This window comes from Sulfitobacter indolifex (assembly GCF_022788655.1).
GTDB lineage: Bacteria > Pseudomonadota > Alphaproteobacteria > Rhodobacterales > Rhodobacteraceae > Sulfitobacter > Sulfitobacter indolifex.
The window spans coordinates 3,184,709-3,210,315 of sequence record NZ_CP084951.1; the positions used below are offsets into that span (position 1 = coordinate 3,184,709).

Genomic DNA, 25,607 nt, shown 5'->3' on the forward strand with positions numbered 1-25,607 from the left:
TTCATTCCACCCTGCTTGCCAGTGCGTTCACCGCCGCCACGGTGATCGCCGATCCGCCCAAACGCCCCTGCACAATCATCGAAGGCACCGGCAGATCCTGCATCAAGGCCTCTTTCGATTCCGCCGCGCCGATGAAGCCCACTGGGCAGCCGATGATCGCCGCCGGGCGCGGGCAATCGGGGTCTTCGAGCATGTTGAGCAGATGAAACAGCGCCGTCGGCGCGTTGCCGATGGCCACCACCGCGCCTTGCAGATGCGGCCGCCACAGTTCCAGCGCAGCGGCGGAGCGGGTGTTGCTCATCTTCGCAGCCAAATCCGGCACCGAGGGGTCGCGCAGGGTGCAGATCACTTCATTCTCGCGCGGCAGGCGTTTGCGGGTGATGCCTTCGCTGACCATATAGGCATCGCAGAGGATCGGCGCGCCGTCCTCCAGCGCCGCCCGCGCGGCAACGGCCATGCCTTCGGAAAAGCGGATATGTTCCTCCAGCCCGACCATGCCGGCGGCGTGGATCATGCGCACGGCGACGATCTCTTCCTCAAGGGTGAAGCGCGCCAGCGCCGCCTCCGCGCGGATGGTGGCGAAGGACTGGCGGTAAATCTCGGCACCGTCGGTGATATAGCTATGGGGCATCGGCGGACTTTCTAAAGTAAGAGGCGATGGCGGCGGGGGTTAGCCCGCGCAGATCAGGGGCCGCATCGGCGCGGGCATTGCGGATGAGGTCATATTGCCCCGGCGCGGTGGCGGTCAGGGTGATATCGGTCGCGCGCGGTGCAGCACAGCCCTTGGCGCAGCCTGAGAGATGCAGGCGTTGGCCTTGCGGCACCGAAGCAGCGAGGTCGCGCGCCAGCCTACGCGTTTCGCCGCGTGCCTGCGCGCAACCGGGCGCGCCGATACAGGCGACGACGCGCAAGAGCGGGTCGTTGGCATCGGTGATGAGGCTGGGCAGGTCAGGCAGGGCCGTCGCGCCTTCGATCAGCACCACCCGCCACGGGGTCAAGCGCAGCGGGCCAAGGTTGGCAAGGGCAGTGAGTGTTTCTGCGTCCATCTGACCAAAAGCACAGGCAACCAGCGCGCCCGCTGGGTAGTGGCCAAGCGCCGGTGTGCCGAGGCCGCTTTGCCGGGGATGGTCGAAACCAGAAGGGAGGGTCGCCCCCGCCTTCAAAGCACGTGCGGCGCGGCTGGCACCCTGCGCGCGAACCCATGCGGCCAATGCGATAGCCTCGGCCACGGCGGTATCGCGGGAAATGAGCTTCCCCATCGCCGCACCCTCGGCGCAGAGTAAAAGCTGCCCCTCCGCCGATCGCTCAAATCGAATGTCGGCGGGGTCACCCTGCAACACCGGCTGGGGCCCAGCATCGACCGCATAGCCAAATTTGCTCGATACATCGGGCAGCGCATGGATCTCAGCGGCGGTGATCAATTGCTGGGTTAGGAAATCCGTATCATCACCTGCCTGCAAGAAAGGCGTGATCATGATATTGCGCCGCCGTTCCGCACCCTCATCTACGTCGATCAGGGCCAGCGCGCGCAGGGCGTCGATTAGCCCCTCATGCCGTTCTGGATCAACACCCCGCAGTTGCAAATTGGCCCGGTTCGACAGATCAATCACCCCGTTCCCATAGTGCTGCGACAGGCCTGCGACGCCGCGCGCTTGGGCTGGGGTCAACCGCCCCTGTGGCACCCGGAGGCGGACCACCAACCCATCGCCGGACAGCATCGGGCGCAACGCGCCGGGGCACCAGCCCTTTATGACCGGTGCAACGCTCACTGCACCCCGTCCAACGCAGCCGAGATCGAATTGCGGCGGGTCACCCAAAGCCCAGCGTCCCGGAGCGCTGCAAAACGGTCGCGCATGGCCTGCAGCGCGGCAGGGTTCTCGGCCTCCATGAAGGCCACCAGATCGTCGCGGCCAAGCGTGGCGTCGAAATAAAGGTCAAAGAGATGCGCGGGCACCTCGCGTGTCAGATGCGCAAAGGCGGCAAGATTGTCGAGCGTCGCCGCCACCTCTGCCGCGCCGCGAAAACCGTGGCGCATCATGCCGCTGGCCCAGCCGGGATTGGCGGCGCGGGCGCGCACGACACGGGCGATTTCCTCGGGCATGGACCGCGCGCGGGGGCTGCCAGCGCGGGTGTGGTCAAGGTGGTACATCGACGGTTTCTGCGCGCCGAGATGTGCCATCGCCGCGGCAAAACCACCTTCGTGGCTGGCATAGTCCGACGCCAACAGGATATCGCTTTCGGCCAAGTCCTGCACATGGGCAAAACCATCGGCGCGGTGCAACTGCGCCTCCAGCGCGGCGCGGTCTTGATGCGCTTCGCCTTGGGCATTGATCGCCCATTCTGACCCGCTGAGCCATGCCTCCCCAGCCGCCGCTCTGCCCGCGTCGGAATAGTCTTGCAAGGCCGCTTCCATGTTCACGCCGTAAAGGCCGGGCTTGGGGCCAAAGACGCGCGGCGTGCGGGTGAGGTAGGGGTTCATATCGGGCGCTTCTTCACGCTCGGCCAGCGCTGCGGAACCGGCTTCAAAGATCTGCCCCAGCCCTGGAAACACATCGCGGAACAGGCCCGAGATGCGCAACGTCACATCGATGCGCGGACGGTCCAACAGGGTCAGAGGGATCACCTCAAAGCCCGATACCCGTTCGCTGCCGTCATCCCATTTCGGCGCGAGCCCCGCAAGATGCATGGCCATAGCGACCTCTTCGCCCGCCGTGCGCATGGTGGCCGAGCCCCACAGATCAATCACCAGCCCGCGCGGCCAATCGCCGTTGTCTTGCAGATGGCGCCGTAGCAATTCTTCGGCCAGCTTAACGCCCTGCGCGTGGGCGGCCCGGCTGGGCACCCCGCGCGGATCAACGGCATAGAGATTGCGCCCCGTGGGCAGCACATCCGAGCGCCCGCGATAGGGAGAGCCGGAAGGGCCAGCAGTGACGCGCCGCCCCGCAAGCGCGGTCAGCAGCCCATCCCATTCGCCCTTTCCCGCGCCAAAGATGTGGAGGCCATCGCCGTATTGGCTTTCCTTGATGTCGCAGACGAAGGCGTCAATTCGGGTCAGCGCCTCGGCAGCGGAACTGGCGGCATCAAGGCCAAGGTCATCTTCGACCCCCGCCGCCTGCGCCTCGGCGCGGATCGTGTCGACCAGCCGGTCGCGCCGCGCGGGGTCGAGCCCATCGGCGGTGGAATATTCATCCAGCAGCCGTTCCAGACGCAACAGCCCCTCGGGCGTTTCGCTGTCTTTCAACGGGGGTGGCAGATGGCCCAAGGTCACGGCCCCGATGCGCCGCTTGGCCTGTGCCGCTTCGCCGGGATCGTTGACGATAAACGGATAGATCACTGGCAGATCGCCGGTCAGCGCCTCGGGCCAGCAGTCGTCTGACAGGGCCACGGCCTTGCCCGGCAGCCATTCCAGCGTGCCATGCGCGCCGATGTGCACCAACGCATGATGCCCCTGCGCGCGCAGCCATAAGTAAAACGCCACATAGGAATGGCGCGGGGTGCGGGCGAGGTCGTGATAGCTGTCTTCGCGGTCCGTCAGATCGCCGCGTTCGGGTTGCAGCGCGACCAGCGCGTTGCCGCAGGTTTGCGCGGCGAAGTGGAACGCGCCGTCCTGAGCCAGCGGGTCATCCTCGGCCTGCCCCCATGCATTGCTAAGGTCATCGCGCAGCGCCTGCGGCAGGCTGGCCAAAGCGGCACGGTAATCAGCCAGCGGCCAAGAGATGCGCTGCTGGGTGAGGCTACGGCCAAAGCCGATCTGCGGCGTGACGCTATAGCCCTCGCCCGCCAAACGCATCAGCATGTCTTCGACACTGGCCAGCGCATCAAGCCCGACCGCGTGGGCCAGTTGATCGTCCCGCCCCGGATAGGTCGAAAGCACCAGCGCCAGTTTGCGCGCCTCGGCAGAGGTTTGCGCAAGTCGTTGCCAGCCAAGTACGCGCTCTACGACCGCTGCGATGCGGGCATCCTCGGCCCGGTGGGCGAAGCGGGAATATTGCAGATCAGGGTCGCGTTTTTCGGGGCTTTTGAAACTGACGACGCCGGTGAAAATGCGGCCATCCACTTCGGGCAGCACAACATGCATGGCCAGATCGGCGGGCGAAAGGCCGCGCTCGCTTTCGTCCCAATCACGCCTTCGCGCGGTGGATAGCGCCACTTGAAACACCGGGCAGCCCGGCGCGTCGAGCGGGGAGGTGCCGTCATCACCGCGCCCCGAAAAGGCGGTGGCGTTGATGATGGAAACGGGGTTCATCGCGGCGAGCGCGTCCCCCAAAAAGGCTCGCGCGGGATCGGATTTCAGCGACGGCACAAACAGCCCGATGGCATTCAGCCCCGCCGCACGCAACGCGCGGATCAGCGCATCGACGGGCGCGGTATCGGCGGCCAGAAGGTAGCTGCGGTAGAAGGTGACAGCGACGGTATCGCCCGCCGCATCGGCGAAAGGCACAACGCCTTGATCGGGGTCGTAATAACCACAATCGGGCACCGTTTTCGTGCCCATCACCGGCCCGGCATAGAACCCCGCCGCCAGCGCCATCTGCGCAAGTGCGGCCTGCGCCGCCACCGGCCCGCCCGCGTCACATAGATGCGCAAGACGGCGCAGTGTAGAGACAGGCAGCGTTGAATGCGCGTCCAGCCCCGGATCTTCGCGCCCATCGGCGGGCAGCACGGCCAGCGCGATGTCATTCCGGCGGGCGAAATCTTGGACCTGCATGATGCCGTAGGGCCAGTAATTCTCGCCCCCGATGAGGCGGATCAGGATGCCCTTGGCCCCGGTCAGCGTCTGTTCGATGTAGTTGTCGACCGACGCAGGGTGCCGCAGCGCCACGAGGTTGCACAGCCGCAGGGAGGGCAGCTTGCCCTCCTTGCCGCCACCGCGATGCCAGCCTGCCGCGAAAGCGCCGAGGTCACTGTCGGAAAACGACAGCACCACCAGATCAGCGGGCGTTTGGCCCGGATCATAGGGGGTGTCGGTATCCTCCAACCCGTGGCTTTCGCGAAAGACGACATGCATGCGCGGTTAGGCTCCCAATACGTCGCGGATTACGGCGAGGTTGATGTCGTCATGTTCAGCGATGACCACCAAATGCCCCGCGCGCGGATCGCTGCCCCAAGGGCGGTCGAACTGCTGACGCACCCGCGCGCCCACGGCCTGCACCAACAGGCGCATTGGTCTGCCCTCGACAGCGACATAGCCCTTCACGCGCAGGATGTTCTGCTCACGCGCGAGCCGCTCGATTGCGGCGACCAGCGCCTCGACATCCGACACTTCCGGCATCGGGATCACCACGGTTTCGAAATCATCATGCTCGTGATCGTCGTGGCCATCATGGTGCGAAGGACGCGCAGCGAGGTCGTCTTCGGCAGCGGCATTGAGGCCCAGCACGACCTTGGGGTCGATCACACCTTCGGTCATCTCAAGGATTGGGATCTCGCGCGGGCTCTCCGCTTCGATCACCTTGCGGGCTTTGGCGAGCCCTTCTGGGCCGGCCAGATCGGCCTTGGACATCAGGATAATGTCGGCGCAGGAGATTTGATCTTCGAACACCTCAGACAGCGGAGTTTCGTGGTCGAGACTGTCATCGGCCAGACGCTGCGCATCAACGGCGGCGACATCAGCGGCAAAAGTGCCTGCGGCCACGGCCTCGGCATCGGCCAGCGCGATCACGCCATCGACGGTGATCTTCGAGCGGATCGCGGGCCAGTCGAAGGCCTTAAGCAGCGGTTTCGGCAGGGCCAGCCCGGAGGTTTCGATCAGGATGTGATCGGGGCGGGTCGGCAGGGCCATCAGCGCCTCAATGGTCGGGATGAAATCATCCGCCACGGTGCAGCAGATGCAGCCATTGGCCAGCTCGACGATGTTTTCAGCCGGGCAATCCTCAATGGCGCAGGATTTCAGGATGTCGCCATCAACACCCACTGTGCCGAACTCATTAACCAGCACGGCAAGGCGACGCCCGCCTGCATTGGTCATCAGGTGGCGGATCAGCGTGGTTTTACCGGATCCGAGAAAGCCGGTGATGACGGTAACGGGAATTTTGGCGAGATCGCTCATGAGGTAGGCTCCTGCGGCAGGGTCAAAGGGGGGATACGCGCAAGGCTTTGCTTGCGAAAGATAACCGGGCGTTCGCGCCATGGCACAAGCCCGTCTTCGGTGGCGGCATAGGCGGCGGCACCAGCAAGGATGTCGGCGGCGTCTTCCTTGGTCAGACGGCCATAAACATAGGACCATTTGCCGGGCGCAGACAGTGCCACGGCAGCACCCTGCGAACAGGCGGAAAGACATTGCACCGGCACGATTGTTACGCCCTCGGGCGCGCCTGCGGCGTCAAGGGCGGCATGAAGCTGCGCACCGGGGCGCGGCGCATCTTCTTCCAGCACCTCACCTGCGCGGCAGGTCATACAGACATGTAGGGTCGTGCTCATTGATCTGATCCCATCGGGTTATGCGTGCCGGGTATGCGCTCCGGCCCGTTATGAAAAGGGGAAGCGGGGCGATTATTCAACTGTCAGCACCTCGCGCGCGGTAATCGGCGCACCGTTTACCGCGAAGGGGCGGTGGTCATTGGCATTGAGCGTGACCTCAACCGTAACCTCGCCCTTGGGCAGATCGGGCAGATGCAGCCACGGGCCGTAAAGGCGCCCGATCTTGGTGCCGTTGACATAGACATGGGCATGGCCCTCGCCCGGCTGGTGGTCGCCGCTGGCGTTTTGCGGCGCAAAGGCGAAGCCTTCGGTTTCCACGAATAGGTTATGGCCCGACATTGGGTCAGGCGTCACGCGGATCGCAAGGCTTGGGGTGTCTTCGTCGATAAGCGTGAGAGGTTGGCCGTGCATCTGTGCGTGATCCGTGCCGCCGTGGTCCATCCCGCCATGAGCGGCAGGGTCGCCGTGGTCATGACCGTCAAAGGTCACGCCGTTGCTCGCGGCGATGGCAAAACCAATGCCACCGCCAAAGACCAATCCGATGGCGAATAGTGCCAGTGATCTGTCCATCTTGACCTCCCTCAGGCGCTGCGCGCGCCTTCACGTTGCCAAAAGAAGCCGGCGAAGCTGCCCAGCAGCACCCAAGCGGCAAGGCCAATACCAAGTGCGCGGGCGGCAAATAGCGCGCCGATCTCAGTCGGCACCGGGCCGCTAAAGCTCTCGGGCTCGGGTGCGCCGACGATATGCGGGGCCATCAGCAACACCGCCGCGCCGATCCACGCGCCCCAGCCAGTGCCGAAGGTCAGCAGCCACATCGCCACCAACGCTGCTGCTGCGGTGGCAAACCACCAGATTTGCCGCGCGGTGATGTCCGCCGCGGCCACACCGGGCACTTCGGGCGCAAGGCTAAAGCCCGGCGCGAGGTGGAAAGCGACGAAACCGGCCACACCCCAAAGGATGCCCCAGCGGCCATCAATCACTGCGCCGCGCTCTTCGCCAAAGCTCATCGCGCCAAGTAGGATCAACGCATAGGCGGTATAGGTCAGCATGGTGAAGATCAGGCTCAGCCCATCACGGACGGCATCGAAACCGGGCAGATCGGGGTGCGCGCTGACCGCGTCGGCACCGAAATGCACCAGTGCACCGGTCTCATAAAGCTCAGCATGAAGCAGCACGGGCTGCACGAAATAGAGCTGCAACAGGCCGGTCAGCAGCCCGGCAGACGCCCCTGCAAAGAGGGCGGAGGTTAGGAAACGAGAGAACATCGAAATGGTCCTTGGATACGAAATGAAAGACGGCGCCGCGCATGAAGCGGGCCGAGACCGTCACCAGACCTCTAGACGTGGTAGACCCTTCCCAACGCGATATGCGGTGGAAAGTGAGCACAGCTGGTCAGCGAAAGGCTGGCAAAAGCAGACGGACGGCAGAATCACAGATAGCCGGACTGCGTGTTGGCAGCCCGGACCCCTGTGACAGTGACGTGGCGCTTAGTGGCAGGGAAAGCCTGTCGCGTGGCGCACGTCGTGGGCGGCATCATGCAATGCAGCGGCCTGCACATGGCCGGTCAGCGCCATCAGTGCCACACCCAATACGGCGGCGAACAGCGCCGGTACGAGTTTGCTGCGCGTGGCGCCGGCGGTCTTGATCCCAGCGGTCTTAATCATCGTCGTCATCTTCATTCTCCTTACCGTCACACCCGACGGCATCTAGCGTTTCACTTGCCTGGCAGGTCTCCTGGCTCGCGGGTCGTGACCTTTGCCCGCCTTCCCCGTCCGAATGGACAAGTGGCACGAGGGGCATTGGCTCACCGCTTACAGTCGCGGGGGCGGCTTCGGCTTCAGGGTCTTAGCGACCCCTTACTGAATTCCCTTTTCGGTCCCACACCATAGGGCGCTTTTCGGGACACCAAGCAGGTTCAATTACGCATTTTCGCCCCTCGATGACAAGTCGCATTTAAGCGGACGCCGCAACCGATACGAGAAACGTACCGTCAGGGGCTGTATATAGTGGATTAACATGGGGCGAATCCTACATGCGGGTTGACCCGGATGGCGCGGGCGGGGCACATTGCGGGCTACTTTCGTACTAAGGGCGGCGAATTGATGAATGATGACGTGGTGGCTGCCAATCGGTCGGCCCTGAACGAGGACATTCTCGGCAAAGTCGTTCGTCATGCACGCCTGCCGCTTTGCATCACCGACCCCACGCTTCCGGACAATCCCATCGTCTATGTGAACGAGGCTTTTACCGATCTAACCGGCTACACGCTGGATGAAATCGTGGGCCAGAACTGTCGTTTTTTGCAAGGGCCGGAGACCACGCGCGAGAGCGTCGATACGGTGCGCGAAATTTTGGTGGACCGCCGTGTCGATACGGTTGAGATCGTGAACTACCGCAAGGATGGAAGCCGATTTTTGAACGCCTTGCAGCTTGGTCCGATCAACGACGAGGCCGGGAACCTCGCCTATTTCTTCGGCTCGCAGTTGGATGTTTCCGAACGCCGCCAGGCCGAGCGGGAGCGCCGCGAACTGGCCGATGATGAGTTGCTGCACCGGCTACGCAATATCGTGAACGTCATGACCGCTATGGTGCGGATGACCTCGCGGGAGGAACCCTCTCCGGCGGCCTTTGCGGAAAAGGTCATCGACCGGCTGTCGGCTCTGGGTGCCGCGCATTTCGAAACGATTGGCCGCAGCGATCAGAAAGAGGTCGACTTTAGAACGCTGATGGGGCCGATCATGCGGGCCTATACCTCGGCCACCGAAGAGCAGATCACCTTAACTGGGGTGAACCCTGAAATCTCGCATCGGCTGGTCTCTCCGTTGACGCTGGCGCTGCACGAACTGGCCACCAACGCGGTGAAACATGGGGCGCTAAGCTCGGAAAACGGGCGTGTGTCGCTTGATGTCTCTATGCTGAAAGCGCCCGCGCGGATGCGGTTCATCTGGCAGGAAACCGGCGGGCCGGAAGTGACGAAATCTGACCGCAGCAGCGGGTCGCGGATCATCCAGTCGCTGACCCGCGCCGCGGGCGGCACATTGCAGTATGAGTGGCGGCGCGAGGGGCTGGTGGCGACAGCAGAATTTCCGATGTTTGCCCTGCTCGAAGGCTGACCGTTAAACGATCACCTTCTGCGCGGCCTGTTCGCCTACACCAAAGACCCGTTTGTACCGCGCGATTTCATCCGCCGGGCCCATCGCTTTATTGGGGTTGTCCGACAGTTTCACCGTAGGCCGCCCATTGGCGCTGACCGCTTTGCAGACAAGGCTGAAGGGTGCCAGCGCATCGTTCGGGACCAGCCCGCGGAAGTCATTGGTAAGCAGTGTGCCCCAGCCGAAGGAAATCTTGGCCTTGCCCGCAAACTGGGCGTGAAGCTCTTTAATCTTTTCCACGTCGAGCCCATCACTAAAGATGACCCGCTTGGTCGTCGGATCCTCCCCCCGTGCGCGCCACCAGTCGATGGCCGTCTGCGCCGCCGTGGCCGGATCGCCGCTGTCGATGCGGATGCCGGTCCAACCCGCCAGCCAATCGGGCGCGTGATCAAGAAAACCCTTGGTGCCATAGGTATCCGGCAGGATTATCCGCAGGTTGCCGTCGTGTTCGTCGTGCCAATCCGAGAGCACGTCATAGGGCGCGCGGGCGAGCTCTTCGTCATCATCGGCCAGCGCGGCATAGACCATCGGCAGCTCGTGGGCGTTGGTGCCAATCGCCTCTAGTTCGCGCATCATGGCGATGCGGCAATTAGAGGTGCCGGTAAAGGCATTGCCCAGCCCCTCATGCATCGCTTGCACGCACCAATCCTGCCAGAGATAGGAATGCCGCCGACGGGTGCCAAAATCGGCGATGGAGAGATTGTCTACCTCGCGCAGCGCTTCGATCTTTTCCCAAACGCGGGTCATCGCGCGCGCATAGAGCACCTGAAGCTCGAATTTGCCCATCGGGCCAAGTGCTGCACGGCTGCGCAGCTCCATCAACACGGCCAGCGCGGGGATCTCCCACAACATGACCTCGTGCCACTTGCCCTCAAAGGTCAGTTCAAATTGGTCGCCCTTCCGCTCCAGATGGTAGGGCGGCAGGCGCATGCCTTCGAACCATTCCATGAAATCGGGGCGGAACATCTGGCGCTTGCCGTAGAAGGTATTGCCGCGCAGCCAAGTGCTCTCCCCCCGGCTGAGGCTGAGCGAGCGGATGTGGTCGAGCTGTTCGCGCAGCTCACCCTCGTCGATCAGATTGGCCAGCGGGATATGCGTGGAGCGGTTGATCAGGCTAAAGGTGACCTGCGTGTCCGGCTTGTTGCGAAACACCGACTGGCACATCAGCAGCTTATAGAAATCCGTGTCGATCAGCGACCGCACGATCGGGTCGATCTTCCACTTGTGGTTATAGACGCGGGTGGCGATGTCGACCATGGGAGGTTCCTTGTTGCTTGCTTTCTTGTGCCAAGGGCGCGGCCCAATAGGCAAGGGTAAAGCGGTGGATCAGGCCAGCGTTACCCCCGCCGCGCGCATCCCCTCGCGGGATTTGGCGAGCGATCCGTCCAGATCAATGGCGCGGCACAGCTCTTCGCGGACATCGACATTGAAACCCAGTTTCGCCGCATCCACCGCCGAGAAGTTCACGCAGAAATCCAGCGCCAGCCCGACCATGGTCAGCCGTTCGATCCCGCGCGTGCGCAGGTAACCTTCAAGCCCCGTGGGGGTGCTATGGTCATTCTCAAAAAACGCCGAATAGCTGTCGATGTCTGGGCTATAGCCTTTGCGAATGATCAGATCGGCCCGGTCTGTTTGCAGATCAGGATGGAACTGCGCGCCGATGCTGCCTTGGATACAGTGGTCAGGCCAGAGCACTTGCGGGCCATAAGGCATGGTGACAATCTCATACGGCGCATTGCCGTCATGCGAGGACGCAAAGGATGAATGCCCCGCCGGGTGCCAATCTTGCGTCAGAACCACCGCGGCAAACTCGGGCATCAGCGCATTGATCCCGCGCAGAATCTCATCGCCTTGGGGCACTTCCAGCGCACCACCGGGGCAGAAATCATTTTGGACGTCGATCACGATCAGGGCATGGGTCATCGTCATTCTCCTTAACGAAAGGGGTAGGGCTGCGGGTGGGGTAGGTCAATGGCACGCCCCGGATTGAGCTTTGCGCCCGAAGCGCTTATTTGACGCTTATGTATACCATTGCCGCCCTATATCACTTCACCCGTTTCGAGGATCCCGCAGCGCTTAAGCCTGCGCTGCTGGCGCTTTGCGGGGCGCAATCGGTCATGGGCACGCTGCTTTTGGCGCCCGAAGGGGTGAACGGCACCATCGCCGGACCTCGCGCCGGGATCGACGCGGTGATCGCCCACCTGCGCGCCCTGCCCGGCTGCGCCGATCTGGAGTGGAAAGAGGCAACGAGCGATAAGCCGCCTTTTGGCAAGATGAAGGTCCGCATCAAGCGTGAGATCGTGACGATGGGCCAGCCCGATGTCGATCCGCGCGCCAAGGTGGGCCATTATGTTGATCCGAAAGAGTGGAACGAGTTGATCCGTTCCCCCGATGTGGCGGTGATCGACACGCGCAATAATTACGAAGTCGCCATCGGCACCTTTGAAGGCGCGGTCGACCCCCAGACCGAAAGCTTTGGCGAATTCCCCGAGTGGTGGGAGGCGAACAAAGAGCGTTTCCACAACAAGAAGATCGCGATGTTCTGCACCGGCGGTATCCGTTGTGAGAAGTCGACCAACTATCTGATCGGCCAAGGGGTGAATGATGTCTTTCACCTCAAAGGCGGCATTCTAAAATACCTCGAAGAGGTGCCCGAACAGGAAAGCACTTGGGAAGGCGATTGCTTTGTCTTCGACAACCGCGTCAGCGTCGGCCACGGGCTGCGCGAGGGGCCGCATATGCTCTGCCACGGGTGCCGCCGTCCGATCCTGCCTGAGGATACGAAACACGCCGGGTATGAGATCGGGGTTTCGTGCCATCAATGTGTGGACGAGACTTCGGATGCCGACAAGGAGCGTTTTCGCGAGCGGCAGCGGCAGATCATGTTGGCGAAAGAACGTGCAGCGCCAGATCAGAGCTAAGCGCCTTTAACGGTCCGACAGCGCAAATCCGGCATATGCAAAGGGCATGACCGCCCGGCGATAGCGCCCCAACTCGAACCGCGCCAGCGGGCCGCGCATGGGGGCGGGATAGGGCCGCTCGGGCGTTTTGCCGCGCACCAGATCGGCCAAAAGCGCGCCGGAATAGCTCGCCATTGCCACGCCATTGCCGTGGTAACACAGACCCGCGAACATGCCCGGCTGATCCGGCACTTCGCCCACAAACGGCATCCGGTTGCGCGCGATACAGACCATGCCCGACCAGCCATGCGGCGTTTCAACATTGCGCCACGCGGGGAACATCGCCTCGAAATCCGCCCGTGCGCGGCGCAGGGCACGCGCCTCGGACGCTGGGTTAGACAGCAGCCCGCCGCGCACGCCGAACAACATGCGATTGTCGGGCATTAGCCGGAAATAATGCAGCAGATGGCGGCTGTCATAGCTAGCTTGCTGGCTGGTCCAGCCTTGGGCGGCCAGCTCAGCTTCGGTCAAGGGCCGCGTCACGATCACACTGGACTGCGTCGGCATGTAACGCGCGGAAAGCCATAGCGGCAGGTCTTCCGATGAATAGCCGTTGGTGGCGATGATCACCCGCTCGGCGCGGATGCGGCCCTTGGGGGTGGTGACATCGAATGCACCATCACGCCGGGTCACGTTCAGGGCCGGGCTGTTGTGGTAGATCACCGCTCCCGCCTCTTCGGCGGCCTGCGCCAAGGCGGTCACATATTTGCGGGGGTTGAAGCCAAAACCAATCGGCACGGTGATCGCGCCTTCGAAACCCGCGTTTAGCCCTTCGGCGGCAAGGTCGGCCTTCTGGGTTAGCCGTGCCGTGACACCGTAGTTCTCTGCGTAGTGATCCAGCTTGCCGCGCATCTCATCGAAATCGCGGGGGCGGTGGGCGAGTTGGGTCTCGCCATCGGAATGTCGGTCGACATCGACACCGCGGGTGGTGATGAAATCCTCCACCTGCCGGATCGCGGCCAATTCGGCCTGCCGCCAACCGAGCCGCTCCTCCCGCCCAAATTTGCGATCCAGCGTGACGTCGTCGAGCATTCCGCCGCCTAGACAGCAAAAGCCCCCGTTCCGCCCAGATGCGCCAAAGCCGACACGCTCGGCCTCCAGCACCGTGGCCCCCACCCCGGCCTGGGCCAGATGCAGCGCGGCGTTGAGCCCGGTGAAGCCGCCGCCGATGATTACCACATCGGCTTGCGCGTCGCCTTGCTGCGCCTTGCGGTCTGGCGCGGCGCAGGTTTCATCCCACCAACAGCCCGCACGCGGCGCTTCGGAATAGGCGAAAGCCGGGTAGATACGCTTCACGTTGCGGGCCGTTCTGCCGCGCGGGCCTCCTCCTGCGCGCGCAGGCTTGAGCGTTTGCTGACCAGCGATGCCGTGATGACGCCGACAGTGACGATGGCGATCATGATCGTCGAGAGCGCGTTGATTTCTGGCGATACGCCAAGCCGCACGGCCGAGAAGATCTTGATCGGCAGCGTCGTCGCCGACGGCCCAGCGGTGAAGGAGGCGATCACCAGATCATCAAGGCTGAGCGTGAAGGCCAGAAGCCAGCCCGAGATGACCGCAGGCGCAATGATCGGCAGGGTCACCAGACGGAATGCCTCCCAAGGAGATGATCCAAGATCAAGCGCGGCCTCTTCCAGAGACCGGTCAAAGGACACCAGCCGCGAGGAGACGACGACCGAGACATAGCACATCGAAAAGGTCGTATGCGCCAGCACGATGGTCAGCACGCCGCGGTCCAGCCCGATGCCGATGAAGAGCAAGAGCAGCGACAGACCGGTGATCACCTCGGGCATGACCAGCGGCGCATAGATCATGCCGGAAAACAGCGTTCGCCCCATGAACCGCCCGCCGCGCACCAGCACATAGGCGGCCATCGTGCCCAGCACCGTGGCGATCGACGACGAAATCACCGCGACCTTGATCGTCACCCAAGCGGCGTTCAGGAAGGCCTCATTCTGCAGCAACTCGCTATACCAGCGGGTTGAAAAGCCAGCCCAGACCGTCACCAATTTGGAGGCGTTGAAGCTGTAGATCACCAGAATGATCATCGGCAGATAAAGAAAGGCAAACCCCAGCGTCAGCGAGGTCACGTTGAACCATGTCATCCGCTTCATTGTTCGGCCTCCGCCTGCTTTTGCTGGTTGCGTTGGAACAGGATGATCGGGATGATCAGGATCAGCAGCAAGATCACGGCAACAGCACTCGCCACCGGCCAATCGCGGTTGTTAAAGAACTCTTCCCACAGCACTTTGCCGATCATCAGCGTGCCCGAACCGCCCAGCAGCGAGGGGATCACGAATTCGCCCAAGGCCGGAATGAAGACCAGAAAACTGCCCGCCACGATACCGTTGCGCGACAGTGGGATCGTCACCAGCCAGAAGGCTTGCAGACGCGAACAGCCCAGGTCTTCGGCGGCCTCGTTCAATGATTCATCCAAACGGTCAAGCGCGGCATAGATCGGCAGGATCATGAAGGGCAGATAGGTATAAACGATGCCGATATAGACTGCCGTGTTGGTATTAAGGATCTGTAAAGGCTCTGCAGTTAAACCCACCCACATCAACAGTTGGTTCAGCAGCCCTTCGTTGCTCAAAATGCCCATCCACGCGTAGACGCGGATCAAGAAAGAGGTCCAGAACGGCAGGATCACCAACATCATCAACGTGGCACGCCACTCTTCGGGGGCGCGGGCCATGCCGTAGGCGATAGGATAGCCGACCAGCAGCGTGAAGGCGGTTGAGATCAACGCGATGCGCAGCGAACTGAGGTAGGCTTTCCAATAAAGGTCATCAGAGGCCAGAAAGGCGAAATTCTCGAAATCCAATTGGGCGAAAAGCGCACTGATGCCGTCCTTGATGGTCGGCGTATAGGGCGGGATCGCCAGCGCCGTGTCAGACAAGGAGATTTTGAAAACGATCAGGAAAGGCACCAAAAACAGCGCTAGCAGCCAGAAATATGGGACCGCGATCAGGGCGAAACGACGCATATTCATTGCGCCAACAAAACGCCTGCGGTGGCGCTCCATGAAATCCAGACCGGGTCTTCCCAAGTGATGTCACGACGGGCGATGCGGCGGGTGTTGGCCGTCTGCGCCTTGATCACCTGCCCGCCGGGCAGTTCGACATGATAGGTGGAGAGGTTGCCTAAATACGCGATATCCAGCACTTTGCCCTGTAGCGCATTAGGCGCATCCTCGGGCTGCTCGGTCGTGATGCGGATCTTCTCGGGGCGGATCGCCAGATGGGCCTGCTGGCCTTCGCTGAATGGCACGGCAGAGGTCGCCGTCAGCGGCGGCTGCCCGTCGATCCAATTTAAATGGTACTGGTCTTGTCCAATGGCCTTGGTGTTAGCTTCGATGATGTTCACGTCACCAATGAAGTCGGCCACATAAACGGAATTCGGCGCCTCATAGATCTCAGCCGGGGTGGCCACTTGAATGACACGGCCCTCGTCCATCACCGCCACGCGGGAGGCAACGGTCATCGCCTCTTCTTGGTCGTGGGTCACGATGACAAAGGTGGTGCCGGTGGATTCTTGAATGTCCATCAGTTCAAACTGGGTGTCTTGCCGCAGTTTCTTGTCGAGCGCGCCCAAGGGTTCATCGAGCAACAAAAGCTTCGGCGCTTTGGCAAGGGATCGCGCCAATGCCACGCGCTGCCGTTGGCCACCAGAGATCTGATGCGGCTTACGGCGGGCGAACTTTTCAAGACGGGTGAGTTTCAGCATCTCGGCCACGCGTGCCTCGATCGCGTCTTTGCCCATCTTATCGCGACGCAGACCAAAAGCGATGTTGTCCCAAACGCTGAGATGCGGGAACAGCGCGTAGGACTGGAACATCATGTTCACCGCCCTCTTGTTCGGCGGGACCGGCGCGATGTCTTGCCCGGCCAATTCGATCCGCCCGGCGGTTGGGTTTTCAAACCCCGCCAGCATCCGCATCATCGTCGTTTTGCCGCAGCCCGAGGGGCCAAGCAGCGCGAAGAATTCTTGCGCGTAGATGTCCAGCGATAGATCGTCGATGGCGACGAATTCACCAAATTTCTTGGTGACATTCTTAAAGCGAATAAGCGGTTTTTCGTCGGGATCATTCCACGGGGCGAAGACGGTTGGGCTCACGGTTGAGACATCCTTTGATCAGGTCGCGAGGGCAAGAAAAAGGGGCGCGACCTGACTGGCCGCACCCCCTGTCTCAGATCAGGTACCGGACTTGATCTTGGTCCAGAGCCGGGTCACCACGCGCTGAACTTTTGGCGGGTAAGGTGTGGTGGTGAACAGATTGTCCAACGCCGCCTCAGAAGGGTAGATCGCCGGGTCGCCGATCACATCTTCGACCAGATGCTCTTGCGAGGCTTTATTGCCGTTCGCGTAGTACACATAGTTCGACGCGGCCGCCATATTTTCGGCGTCCATGATGAAGTTCAGAAACTTATGCGCGCCCTCGGGGTTTGGCGCATCGACCGGGATGGCCATTTGGTCGAACCACATCTGCGCCCCTTCGGAGGGAGCGTTATAGGCAACTTCAACGCCGTTATCAGCTTCGGCCGCGCGGTCACGGGCCTGCAAAATATCGCCGGACCAGCCGACTGCGACGCACACATCGCCGTTCGCCAAGGCATTGATATATTCCGAGGAGTGGAACTTCTGAATATAGGGGCGGATCGGCATGAAGACGCCTTCGGCCTTCGCGATCACGTCGGGGTCATGGCTGTTGGGGTCTTCGCCGATGTAGTTCAGCGCCGCAGGGATCATCTCGGCAGGGGCGTCGAGGAAATGCACGCCACAGTCGGCCAGCTTTTCCATATTGGCGGGATCAAAGACCAAGTCCCAAGAGTCGACCGGGGCGTCTTCACCCAGTGCTTCTTTGACCTTGCCGAGGTTTACGCCGATGCCGGTGGTGCCCCACATGTAGTTGATCGAATGCGCATTGTCGGGATCATATTGTTCGGTCCGCGAAGAAACCACGTCCCACATATTCTCAAGGTTGGGCAGCTTGGAGGTGTCCAGTGGCTGGAATGCCCCGGCAGTGATCTGGCGCTGCAGGAAGGTGCCCGTGGGGACGACCACGTCATAGCCCGACCCACCGGACAGCATTTTGGTTTCCAACATTTCGTTGCTGTCGAACACATCGTAGACCAGTTCGATGCCGGTCTCTTCTTCAAATTTTTCCAGCAGGGATTCGTCGATATAGTCGGACCAGTTATAGACCCGGACCGTTTCCGCAGAGGCCGCACCTGCCATCAAGGTGGCAACGGCGACGCTGCTTAGTAGCACATGTTTCATTTCATACTCCCGTTAGACAGGTCGGGTTGATCCCCACCTTTCATCAATTTGATCAAGTTTTGCCTCTTCGGGCAAGATGGTTTATGCTTTCATGCAGAATGAAATGCTGCAAGCTACGGCGAAACAAGACGGAAAGACCGCTCCCATGGGTTCAGAAAAAACCGATTCGAGACTGCTTCCCGCCGCCGACGCGGCGGTCAAAACACCGATCCATCAGCATGTTTATGAACGCCTGCGTAAGATGATTCTTTTCGGCGATCTGGCCCCCGGACAGGGGGTCACGATCCAAGGTTTGACCACCGCCCTTGATGCGGGGATGACCCCCGTACGCGAGGCCATTCGCCGTCTGACATCCGAAGGCGCGTTGACCCATCTGGGCAACCGTCGCGTCACCGTGCCCGAACTGACCCACACGGGCCTTGAAGAGCTTAAGTTCATGCGTGAAACCCTTGAGCCTGAGCTGACCAGACGCGCCGCGGAACGCATGACAGAAGGGCGTTTAACAGCGTTGAATGACTGCGACACGGCGTTGAACCACGCGATCGACCGCGGCGATGTGGGCGGCTATCTAATGCAGAACTACAACTTCCATGCGATGATCTACGACCTTGCCGAAGCCCCGATCATGGCCGCCACAGTAGACCGACTTTGGCTGCGGTTTGGCCCGTCGCTTCGGGTGGTTTGCGGGCGCTATGGCACCAGCAATCTGCCCGATAAACATGCAGAACTTATGGCTGCCTTTTCTGCGGGCAATGTCACCCTCGCCGGGGAGGTCATGGCAGGCGATGTTGCCCAAGGAATGACCCAAATCCGCGCCGCGCTCGATGGGCAACCCATTCCGCGTTGATTCGATTGACATGCTATAATTTGATCATATCCTGCGGCGAAGCTTAATTTCCACGCAGATAGAAGGTGCACACCCATGCCGCCCATCACGAATCACCTCCCCACCGCGGACCTACAGGCCCTCGATGCGGCGCATCATATGCACCCTTTCACCACCAACGACGACTTGGGCAAAAAAGGCGCACGCGTCATCACGCGGGCAAAAGGCATCTATTTGACCGACAGCGAGGGCAATGAAATCCTCGACGCGATGGCGGGGCTTTGGTGCGTGAACCTTGGCTATGGTCGCGAAGAGATGGGCCAAGTGGCCGCGCGGCAGATGAATGAACTGCCCTATTACAACACCTTCTTTCAAACGACCCATGTGCCTGCCATCGCGCTGGCCAAAGAACTGGCCGACCTCGCCCCCGGTGATCTGAACCACGTCTTTTTCGCTGGCTCCGGGTCAGAGGCGAATGACACCAATTTGCGCATGGTCCGCACCTATTGGGCGCAAAAGGGCAAACCCGAGAAGAGCCATATCATCAGCCGCAAGAATGCTTATCACGGGTCTTCGGTCGGTTCGGCCAGCCTTGGGGGCATGACGCCGATGCACGAACAAGGCGGTCTGCCCATCCCCGGTATTCACCATATCGGCCAGCCTGATTGGTACGCCGAGGGAGGCGACCAAACACCCGAAGAGTTCGGTCTGGCCCGTGCGCGTGAGTTGGAGGAAAAGATCCTCGAACTGGGCGCGGATAAGGTCGCTGCATTCATCGGCGAGCCCGTACAAGGCGCCGGTGGCGTCGTCATCCCGCCCAGCACCTATTGGCCTGAAATCCAGCGCATCTGCGAAAAGCACGACATTCTGATCATCGCCGATGAGGTGATCTGCGGCTTCGGCCGGACGGGCAACTGGTTCGGCTCGCAAACCATCGGCATCAAGCCGCATATCATGACCATCGCGAAGGGGCTCAGCTCGGGCTACGCGCCGATTGGCGGGTCGATCGTTTGTGACGAAGTGGCCGAGGTGATCAACGCCTGCGAATTTAACCACGGTTACACCTATTCAGGCCACCCCGTTTGCGCCGCTGTGGCGTTGGAAAACCTGCGCATCATGCAAGAAGAGAGCATCATCGACCATGTGCGAGACATTGCAGCCCCCGCGTTGAAAGAAGCGCTGGATAAGCTGGGGGAGCATCCGCTCGTGGGCGGGGTTAACGTCTCTGGCCTCATGGCCTCCCTGCCCCTGACACCGCATAAAGAAAGCCGCGCCAAATTTGCCGCCGATGGTGGCGTCGCGGGGTATACTTGCCGGGAGCATTGCTTTGCCAACAATCTGGTGATGCGCCATGTGGGCGACCGGATGATCATCTCTCCGCCGTTGATCATCACGCCCGAAGAGATCAAGATTTTCGCTAAGCGGGCCACCAAGGCGCTAGATGCGACCTATGCGGACCTGAAAGACAAAGACCTGTTAAGAGCGGCGTCCTAAGCAGCCGGGCTGTCCCATGCGGGGCGGCCCTCACTCTTTGCGTAAACGTTCCAGCAGCCGGGGCGAGGCATAGCCATCCGGCGCGATGCCCTCGGCCTGTTGGAAGCTGCGCACCGCATTGACGGTCAGCGGTCCGATCTTGGCATCAATCTTTTGCGTGTCAAATCCGGCCTTGGTCAGCAGGGTCTGCAATTCGATCCGCTCATCAAAGCTCAGCGCGCGATCCTCGCGGGGCCATTCTTGCTTAATCTCCCCAGCGCCGCCGATCCGGTCGGCCAAGTGGCCCACCCCGATCACGTAGGCATCCGCCGTATTATAGCGCTCAATCACTTCGAAATTCGGGAAAATCATGAAGGCGGCCCCCTGCGCCCCAGCGGGCAGCAACACCGACCCCGGCCCGTGATCTGCCACCGCAGTGCCATCCAATGCGGTTACGCCAAGCTCGGCCCATTCCGCAGGCGTCTTTGTCACCTCACGGTCGGCCAGCAGATAATCGAACCCCTCGGGCAGGGCTACTTCGACACCCCAAGGCTGTCCTTCGGTCCAGCCAAAATGCTTGAGGTACGCCGCGGTAGAGGCCAGCGCATCACCGGGGTTATCGCCCCAAATGTCGCGCCGCCCGTCACCATCCCAGTCAACCGCATGGGCATGGAAGGACGAAGGCATAAACTGCGTGTGCCCCATCGCGCCCGCCCAAGAGCCGCGCAATTGTTCGGCATCCGTATCGCCCGCCTGAAGAATCCGCAAAGCATCGAGCAATTCACCCTCGAAAAACTCGGCCCGACGCGCGTCGTAGGCAAGTGTGGTCAATGACGACAACACACTATCGCCGCCCCGAAAGCTGCCATAGGCGCTCTCTAACCCCCAGATCGCGGTAACGATCTCTTTCTCCACGCCGTATTTTGCTTCGATGTCTTCCAGCGTGCGCTGCCATTGCGCCAGCGCCTTTTCCCCGTTCTGCACCCGCAGTTCTGAAGTCGCAGTGTCGAGGTAATCCCAGATTGTCTTGGTAAACTCTGACTGGTTGCGGTCCCGGCGGATCACTTCCGGGTCATAGCTTACCGTATCAAGCGCCCGGTCAAAGATATCCGGGTCAATGCCTTGCTGAAGAGCGCGGGGGCGGAATTCTTTCACCCAAACGCGCAGCCCGGCGTCGTCGCCGGTGGCTTCGGACGGGGCCGTTTGCTCTGCCGGGGTCGAGGCAACCAGCACGGCCACAGGCGCACGCGGTGCGGGCCGCGTGGATTCAACCGGACCCGCCCCAAGGGCCGGAGCCCCCATACCCGCGGTCGCCAAAATGCTTGAAATCATCGCGTAATGCCGGATCATAATCGCCTCACCTCATAGAGTTGCGATAAATCCTATGCGCCCCCCGCCCCGGTGGGAAGGGAGGGGCACCCCCATCCGCGAAGCTCCGCTTGTTTGCCGCCTCAGCGGCGGGTGCGGGTCACTTTGCGCTTGATCTTGTCCTTCTTGCGCTTGGCTTTGACAGCCTTGCCGCGCGGGTTGCGGCCAGCCGGACTGCGACGACCGCCGCCCTGCTTCACCATCTGGTCTTCGATCTCAAGCAATTCCAACGAGATGCCCCCGGTCACCGGCACCGCTTCGGCCAGCCGCACGGTGACCCGCTGGCCAATGCCGATGATCATGCCGGTGTCCGACCCCATTAGGGTTTGTGTTTCAGGATCGTGATGGAAATACTCACGCCCCAATGACCGCATCGGCAATAAACCATCCGCGCCGGTCTCGTCCAGTTTCACGAAAGCGCCGAAACGCGCAATGCCGCTGATGCGACCGGTGAACTCATTGCCCACGCGCTCTGACAGGAAGGCCGCAAGGTAGCGGTCGGTCGTGTCGCGCTCTGCCACCATCGAGCGCCGCTCGGTGTCCGAAATATGCGCGCCGGTCTGTTCCAGACCTTCGATCTCTTCCGGGGTCAGACCGTCTTTGCCCCAGCCATGCGCGGTGATCAGCGCGCGGTGCACGATCAGGTCCGCATAGCGGCGGATCGGCGAGGTGAAATGCGCGTAGGACCGCAGTGCGAGGCCAAAGTGCCCGATGTGCGCAGGACCGTAATAGGCCTGTGTCAACGAGCGTAGAGTGCTGATGTTGATCAGTTCGGCATCGTCGGTGCCCGCCGCCTGATCCAGCAGCCGGTTCAGATGCGATGTCATCAGCACCTGCCCCTTGGCCAGCGTCAGCCCGGCGGCCTGCGCCGTTTCGCGCAAGCTCTCCAGCTTCTCCGGCGAGGGTTCTTCGTGGATGCGGAACAGCAGCGGGGTCTTCTTTTTCAATAGCGTCTCGGCAGCGGCGACATTGGCCAGAACCATGAACTCTTCGATCAGTTTATGCGCGTCGAGCCGTTCGCGGAAGTTCACCGACTTTACCTTGCCGTCATCGCCCAGTTCGATGCGGCGTTCGGGCAAGTCCAGCTCCAGCGGCTGACGTTCCGCCCGCGCCAGTTTCAGCGCGCCGTAGGCGGCGTAGAGCGGCTTTAACACAGGCTCCAACAGCGGCCCGGTGCGGTCATTGGGATTGCCGTCGATGGCGTCCTGCACCTCTTCGTAATGCAAGGACGCGGGCGAGCGCATCAGACCGCGGTGGAATGTATGGCTAAGTTTATTGCCCTTGGCGTCCAGCACCATCCGCACGGCGATACAGGCGCGCGGCACCCCTTCGTGTAGAGAGCACAGATCACCCGAAAGGCGGTCCGGCAACATCGGCACAACGCGGTCCGGAAAATAGGTCGAGTTGCCGCGTTTGCGTGCCTCAATGTCCAACGCCGAACCGGGGGTCACATAGGCAGCGACATCCGCGATGGCGACCCAGACAACATGGCCGCCCTCGTTTTTGGGGTCTTCGTCGGCATGGGCATAGCAGGCGTCATCATGGTCACGCGCGTCGGACGGGTCGATGGTGACCAGCGGCAGATCGCGCAGGTCTTCGCGGCCCTTAAGGCCCTGCGGTTTGGCGGCGTCAGCTTGGGCCACCACATCATCGGGGAAATCATCGGGAATGCCGTGCTGGTGAATCGCGATAAGCGACACCGCGCGCGGCTCTGACGGGTCTCCCAACCGTTCAACGATGCGCGCACGGGGGGAACCCATGCGCCCCTTTGGCCCGGCCTGCTCGGCCTCGACCAATTCACCGTCTTTGGCCCCGTGGGTGTGATCGGCCCCGACGCGCCATTCACGGTCTGCGCCCTTGTCGATCGGGACAATGCGCCCGCCCTCGGCAGCCTTGCGGAAGATGCCCAGCACCTTTTTCGGATTGCTGCCGATGCGGCGGATCAGCCGCGCCTCATAGTGGTGCTCTTCGCCTTTCACCAGCGTCAACCGCGCCAAAATCCGGTCGCCCTCCCCAAGGGCCGGGTCGCTGTCGCGCGGGATCAGCAAAACGACAGGCTCTGCCCCCTCGCCGTGCCATTCCATCGGCTTGGCAAAAAGATCGCCATCCTTATCCGGCCCGGTGACCAGCAGAACTGACACCGGCGGAAGGCGGTCTGGGTCCTGATAGCTGCGCTGGCGCTTCTCCAGATGGCCCTCGGCCTCCAGTTCTTTCAGCACGCGCTTTAGGTCGATCCGCGCCGCACCTTTGATGCCAAAGGCTTTGGCGATGTCGCGTTTCGCGGTCAGCGTGGGGTTTTGTTCGATCCAGTCGAGGATCTCGGATTTGCTAGGTATCTTGCTCATATTTCAGCAGGTAGCACGCAGCCCCCCTGTCGTCATGGCAAATCGTGAATTTCATCCACGTCGCGCAGGGTCGAAACTTGCGCAATCCGGTAGCCCGGCAGGGTCGCGCGGCTATCTGCCAGCGCGTGCGGGCCGGACCAGCGCACACCGTCAAACAGGCTGGGCGGTGCGCGACGGGGGTGTTTCAGTCCAACGAGCCAGTAGCCACCATCCGGCGCGGGGCCAAATACCGCGTCATGATTGCCGAGTGCCGTAAAGGCCCGCGCCAGTTCCTTGCGGTTGATACCGGGAATGTCCGCCCCGATCACACAGGCCGCCCCCGGTGCGGCGCGCAGCATCCGCGCCATACGGTCGCCAAGGTTGCCCCTGCCCTGCGGCCAACGCGGCAGATGCGCGGGCCAGATGCGGCTTTGCAGCCCTTCGGCATCGGGGGCCACAGCCAGTACCACCTGCCAGCGCGGGTCTTCGATCCGGCGCAGCAGACGGCGCGTCTGGTGGCGAAACCACCACGCCGCGCCCACTATGCCGATGTCGCGGCCCAGCCGGGTTTTCACCCGACCGGGGCGCGGTTCTTTCACCATGACGATGAGCAAAGGTTTCACGTGAAATAATCCCGGAGCACGCGGGCGTAGATGGATTTAAGCTGCTCGATATGTTCGATCCGCACATGTTCATCGACTTGGTGCATGGACTGCCCCACCAGCCCGAACTCCACCACCGGGCAATGCGCCTTGACGAAACGCGCGTCCGAGGTGCCGCCCGTGGTCGAGAGTTCCGGTTTGACGCCGGTCTCAGCCTCTACCGCGCCCGCGACGAGATCTGACAAAGCGCCGGGCGGCGTGATGAAGCTTTCGCCCGAGATGGTGATGTCAACATCCACTTGCAGGCTGAATTCCGAGGCGATTTTATCGGCCTCACCGCGCAACAATTCGCTGAGCGCCGCGCCCGAGTGGTGATCGTTGAACCGGATGTTTACCGCACCCAGGCACTGCGCGGGGATCACATTGGTCGCCTTGTTGCCGGTGTCGACGGTAACCACCGCCAATGTCGACGCGTCAAAATGGTCGCTGCCCTGATCCAGCTCATGGCTGGCCAAACGATCCATCAAGCGCATCATCGCCGGCAGCGGGTTGTTGGCCCGATGCGGATAAGCCGCGTGGCCCTGTTTGCCGGTCACCTTGAAATGCGCATTCATCGACCCGCGCCGCCCGATCTTAATCATATCGCCCATGCGCTCTGGGCAGGTCGGCTCGCCGACCAGACAGACATCCATGCGCTCGCCGTTCTCGGCCATGTAATCCAACAGCGCGGTTGTCCCGTCGAGCGCATCGCCCTCTTCATCGCCGGTGATCGCCAGCACGATGGAGCCATCGGGCGGCGTGTCCTTCACGAAATCCACTGCCGCTGCGACAAATGCCGCCACGCCGGATTTCATATCGGTGGTGCCGCGGCCATACATGATGCCGTCTTTGATCTCAGCCCCGAAGGGCGGCATGGACCAGTCGGCCTCATCCCCAATCGGGACCACATCGGTATGACCGTTAAAGCCGAAAGACTTGCCGTTGCCCTTGCTGCCCCAGCGGACGAAAAGGTTGCACACACCCCCCCGGTCCACGCGGGTACAGTCAAACCCCGCCGCGCCCAGCACCTCTTCCAGCACTTCCAGCGCACCGTCGTTGACGGGGGTCACAGAGGCGCAGCGCACCAGTTTTGCGGTAAGATCAACAGGGTCGAGACCGGACATATCGGCTCCTTTTCAGGGGTTTTCGCTTGTCCGGTAACT

The 25,607-nt window shown here is 61.9% G+C and carries 23 protein-coding genes and 1 riboswitch; of the genes, 4 read left to right on the forward strand and 19 right to left on the reverse strand.

Annotated elements, in window-relative coordinates; translation table 11 throughout:
- Window position 1: 1 nt before the first annotated feature.
- The 8 genes from DSM14862_RS15635 to DSM14862_RS15670 all read right to left on the reverse strand — a co-directional run bounded on the left by DSM14862_RS15635 (window position 2) and on the right by DSM14862_RS15670 (window position 8,093).
- Complete coding sequence (locus DSM14862_RS15635) at window positions 2-631, reverse strand: precorrin-8X methylmutase (protein WP_007118250.1); 630 nt, start codon at window positions 629-631, stop codon at window positions 2-4.
- Window positions 621-1,769 carry a precorrin-3B synthase gene (gene cobG / locus DSM14862_RS15640; RefSeq protein WP_040700315.1) on the reverse strand — a complete coding sequence of 383 codons (1,149 nt, stop codon included), beginning with the start codon at window positions 1,767-1,769 and terminating at the stop codon, window positions 621-623. The genes DSM14862_RS15635 and cobG overlap by 11 nt, the downstream gene beginning before the upstream one ends.
- Window positions 1,766-5,008 (reverse strand): cobaltochelatase subunit CobN, encoded by a 3,243-nt coding sequence (cobN, locus tag DSM14862_RS15645; RefSeq protein ID WP_007118252.1) that lies wholly within the window; start codon window positions 5,006-5,008, stop codon window positions 1,766-1,768. Before cobN ends, cobG begins: the two co-directional genes overlap by 4 nt.
- A gap of 6 nt (window positions 5,009-5,014) precedes the next feature.
- Complete coding sequence (cobW, locus tag DSM14862_RS15650) at window positions 5,015-6,049, reverse strand: cobalamin biosynthesis protein CobW (RefSeq protein WP_007118253.1); 1,035 nt, start codon at window positions 6,047-6,049, stop codon at window positions 5,015-5,017.
- Window positions 6,046-6,420 carry a DUF1636 family protein gene (locus tag DSM14862_RS15655; protein WP_040700318.1) on the reverse strand — a complete coding sequence of 125 codons (375 nt, stop codon included), beginning with the start codon at window positions 6,418-6,420 and terminating at the stop codon, window positions 6,046-6,048. Before DSM14862_RS15655 ends, cobW begins: the two co-directional genes overlap by 4 nt.
- 72 nt (window positions 6,421-6,492) lie before the next feature.
- The gene (locus tag DSM14862_RS15660; RefSeq protein ID WP_007118255.1) at window positions 6,493-6,990 is read right to left on the reverse strand and encodes a hypothetical protein; all 498 of its coding nucleotides are present in this window, start codon (window positions 6,988-6,990) and stop codon (window positions 6,493-6,495) included.
- Window positions 6,991-7,001: 11 nt separating this feature from the next.
- Window positions 7,002-7,685 carry a CbtA family protein gene (locus tag DSM14862_RS15665; RefSeq protein WP_007118256.1) on the reverse strand — a complete coding sequence of 228 codons (684 nt, stop codon included), beginning with the start codon at window positions 7,683-7,685 and terminating at the stop codon, window positions 7,002-7,004.
- A 222-nt stretch (window positions 7,686-7,907) separates the two neighbouring features.
- Window positions 7,908-8,093, reverse strand: a complete 186-nt coding sequence (locus tag DSM14862_RS15670) for a CbtB domain-containing protein (RefSeq protein ID WP_007118257.1) — start codon at window positions 8,091-8,093, stop codon at window positions 7,908-7,910.
- Window positions 8,094-8,127: 34 nt separating this feature from the next.
- A riboswitch (cobalamin riboswitch) is annotated at window positions 8,128-8,345 on the reverse strand.
- A gap of 177 nt (window positions 8,346-8,522) precedes the next feature.
- Here DSM14862_RS15670 and DSM14862_RS15675 point away from each other — a divergent pair.
- The gene (locus tag DSM14862_RS15675) at window positions 8,523-9,533 is read left to right on the forward strand and encodes a PAS domain-containing protein (RefSeq protein ID WP_113075677.1); all 1,011 of its coding nucleotides are present in this window, start codon (window positions 8,523-8,525) and stop codon (window positions 9,531-9,533) included.
- 3 nt (window positions 9,534-9,536) lie between these two features.
- On the opposite strand, the gene pncB is transcribed toward DSM14862_RS15675, so the two are convergent.
- Both pncB and pncA read right to left on the reverse strand, forming a co-directional pair.
- Complete coding sequence (gene pncB / locus DSM14862_RS15680; RefSeq protein ID WP_007118259.1) at window positions 9,537-10,829, reverse strand: nicotinate phosphoribosyltransferase; 1,293 nt, start codon at window positions 10,827-10,829, stop codon at window positions 9,537-9,539.
- A 69-nt stretch (window positions 10,830-10,898) separates the two neighbouring features.
- A complete protein-coding gene (gene pncA, locus DSM14862_RS15685) occupies window positions 10,899-11,495 on the reverse strand; it encodes a bifunctional nicotinamidase/pyrazinamidase (protein ID WP_007118260.1) in 597 nt (198 codons plus the stop codon).
- Between the two features lie 98 nt (window positions 11,496-11,593).
- On the opposite strand from pncA, the gene trhO reads away from it, so the two are divergent.
- A complete protein-coding gene (trhO, locus tag DSM14862_RS15690) occupies window positions 11,594-12,493 on the forward strand; it encodes an oxygen-dependent tRNA uridine(34) hydroxylase TrhO (RefSeq protein ID WP_007118261.1) in 900 nt (299 codons plus the stop codon).
- A gap of 6 nt (window positions 12,494-12,499) precedes the next feature.
- On the opposite strand, the gene DSM14862_RS15695 is transcribed toward trhO, so the two are convergent.
- The 5 genes from DSM14862_RS15695 to DSM14862_RS15715 form a co-directional block, all read right to left on the reverse strand.
- Window positions 12,500-13,828 carry an NAD(P)/FAD-dependent oxidoreductase gene (locus tag DSM14862_RS15695; protein ID WP_007118262.1) on the reverse strand — a complete coding sequence of 443 codons (1,329 nt, stop codon included), beginning with the start codon at window positions 13,826-13,828 and terminating at the stop codon, window positions 12,500-12,502.
- Entirely contained in the window at window positions 13,825-14,646 is an 822-nt protein-coding gene (locus tag DSM14862_RS15700) for an ABC transporter permease (RefSeq protein WP_007118263.1), read from the reverse strand. Before DSM14862_RS15700 ends, DSM14862_RS15695 begins: the two co-directional genes overlap by 4 nt.
- A complete protein-coding gene (locus DSM14862_RS15705) occupies window positions 14,643-15,518 on the reverse strand; it encodes an ABC transporter permease subunit (protein ID WP_040700321.1) in 876 nt (291 codons plus the stop codon). Before DSM14862_RS15705 ends, DSM14862_RS15700 begins: the two co-directional genes overlap by 4 nt.
- A gap of 2 nt (window positions 15,519-15,520) precedes the next feature.
- Window positions 15,521-16,648 carry an ABC transporter ATP-binding protein gene (locus DSM14862_RS15710; RefSeq protein ID WP_007118265.1) on the reverse strand — a complete coding sequence of 376 codons (1,128 nt, stop codon included), beginning with the start codon at window positions 16,646-16,648 and terminating at the stop codon, window positions 15,521-15,523.
- Between the two features lie 78 nt (window positions 16,649-16,726).
- The gene (locus DSM14862_RS15715; protein ID WP_007118266.1) at window positions 16,727-17,812 is read right to left on the reverse strand and encodes a polyamine ABC transporter substrate-binding protein; all 1,086 of its coding nucleotides are present in this window, start codon (window positions 17,810-17,812) and stop codon (window positions 16,727-16,729) included.
- Between the two features lie 145 nt (window positions 17,813-17,957).
- Here DSM14862_RS15715 and DSM14862_RS15720 point away from each other — a divergent pair, with 145 nt between their 5' ends.
- The gene (locus DSM14862_RS15720; protein ID WP_007118267.1) at window positions 17,958-18,659 is read left to right on the forward strand and encodes a GntR family transcriptional regulator; all 702 of its coding nucleotides are present in this window, start codon (window positions 17,958-17,960) and stop codon (window positions 18,657-18,659) included.
- Window positions 18,660-18,734: 75 nt separating this feature from the next.
- Complete coding sequence (locus tag DSM14862_RS15725; RefSeq protein ID WP_007118268.1) at window positions 18,735-20,132, forward strand: aspartate aminotransferase family protein; 1,398 nt, start codon at window positions 18,735-18,737, stop codon at window positions 20,130-20,132.
- Between the two features lie 30 nt (window positions 20,133-20,162).
- Here DSM14862_RS15725 and DSM14862_RS15730 read toward each other — a convergent pair whose 3' ends face one another.
- The 4 genes from DSM14862_RS15730 to dapE form a co-directional block, all read right to left on the reverse strand.
- Entirely contained in the window at window positions 20,163-21,461 is a 1,299-nt protein-coding gene (locus tag DSM14862_RS15730) for a lytic murein transglycosylase (RefSeq protein ID WP_007118269.1), read from the reverse strand.
- Between the two features lie 101 nt (window positions 21,462-21,562).
- Entirely contained in the window at window positions 21,563-23,824 is a 2,262-nt protein-coding gene (rnr, locus tag DSM14862_RS15735; protein ID WP_007118270.1) for a ribonuclease R, read from the reverse strand.
- Window positions 23,825-23,856: 32 nt separating this feature from the next.
- Entirely contained in the window at window positions 23,857-24,426 is a 570-nt protein-coding gene (locus tag DSM14862_RS15740; RefSeq protein ID WP_007118271.1) for a TIGR04282 family arsenosugar biosynthesis glycosyltransferase, read from the reverse strand.
- Window positions 24,423-25,568: a succinyl-diaminopimelate desuccinylase gene (dapE, locus tag DSM14862_RS15745; RefSeq protein WP_007118272.1), complete on the reverse strand. Its 1,146-nt coding sequence runs from the start codon at window positions 25,566-25,568 to the stop codon at window positions 24,423-24,425. Before dapE ends, DSM14862_RS15740 begins: the two co-directional genes overlap by 4 nt.
- Window positions 25,569-25,607: the final 39 nt, after the last annotated feature.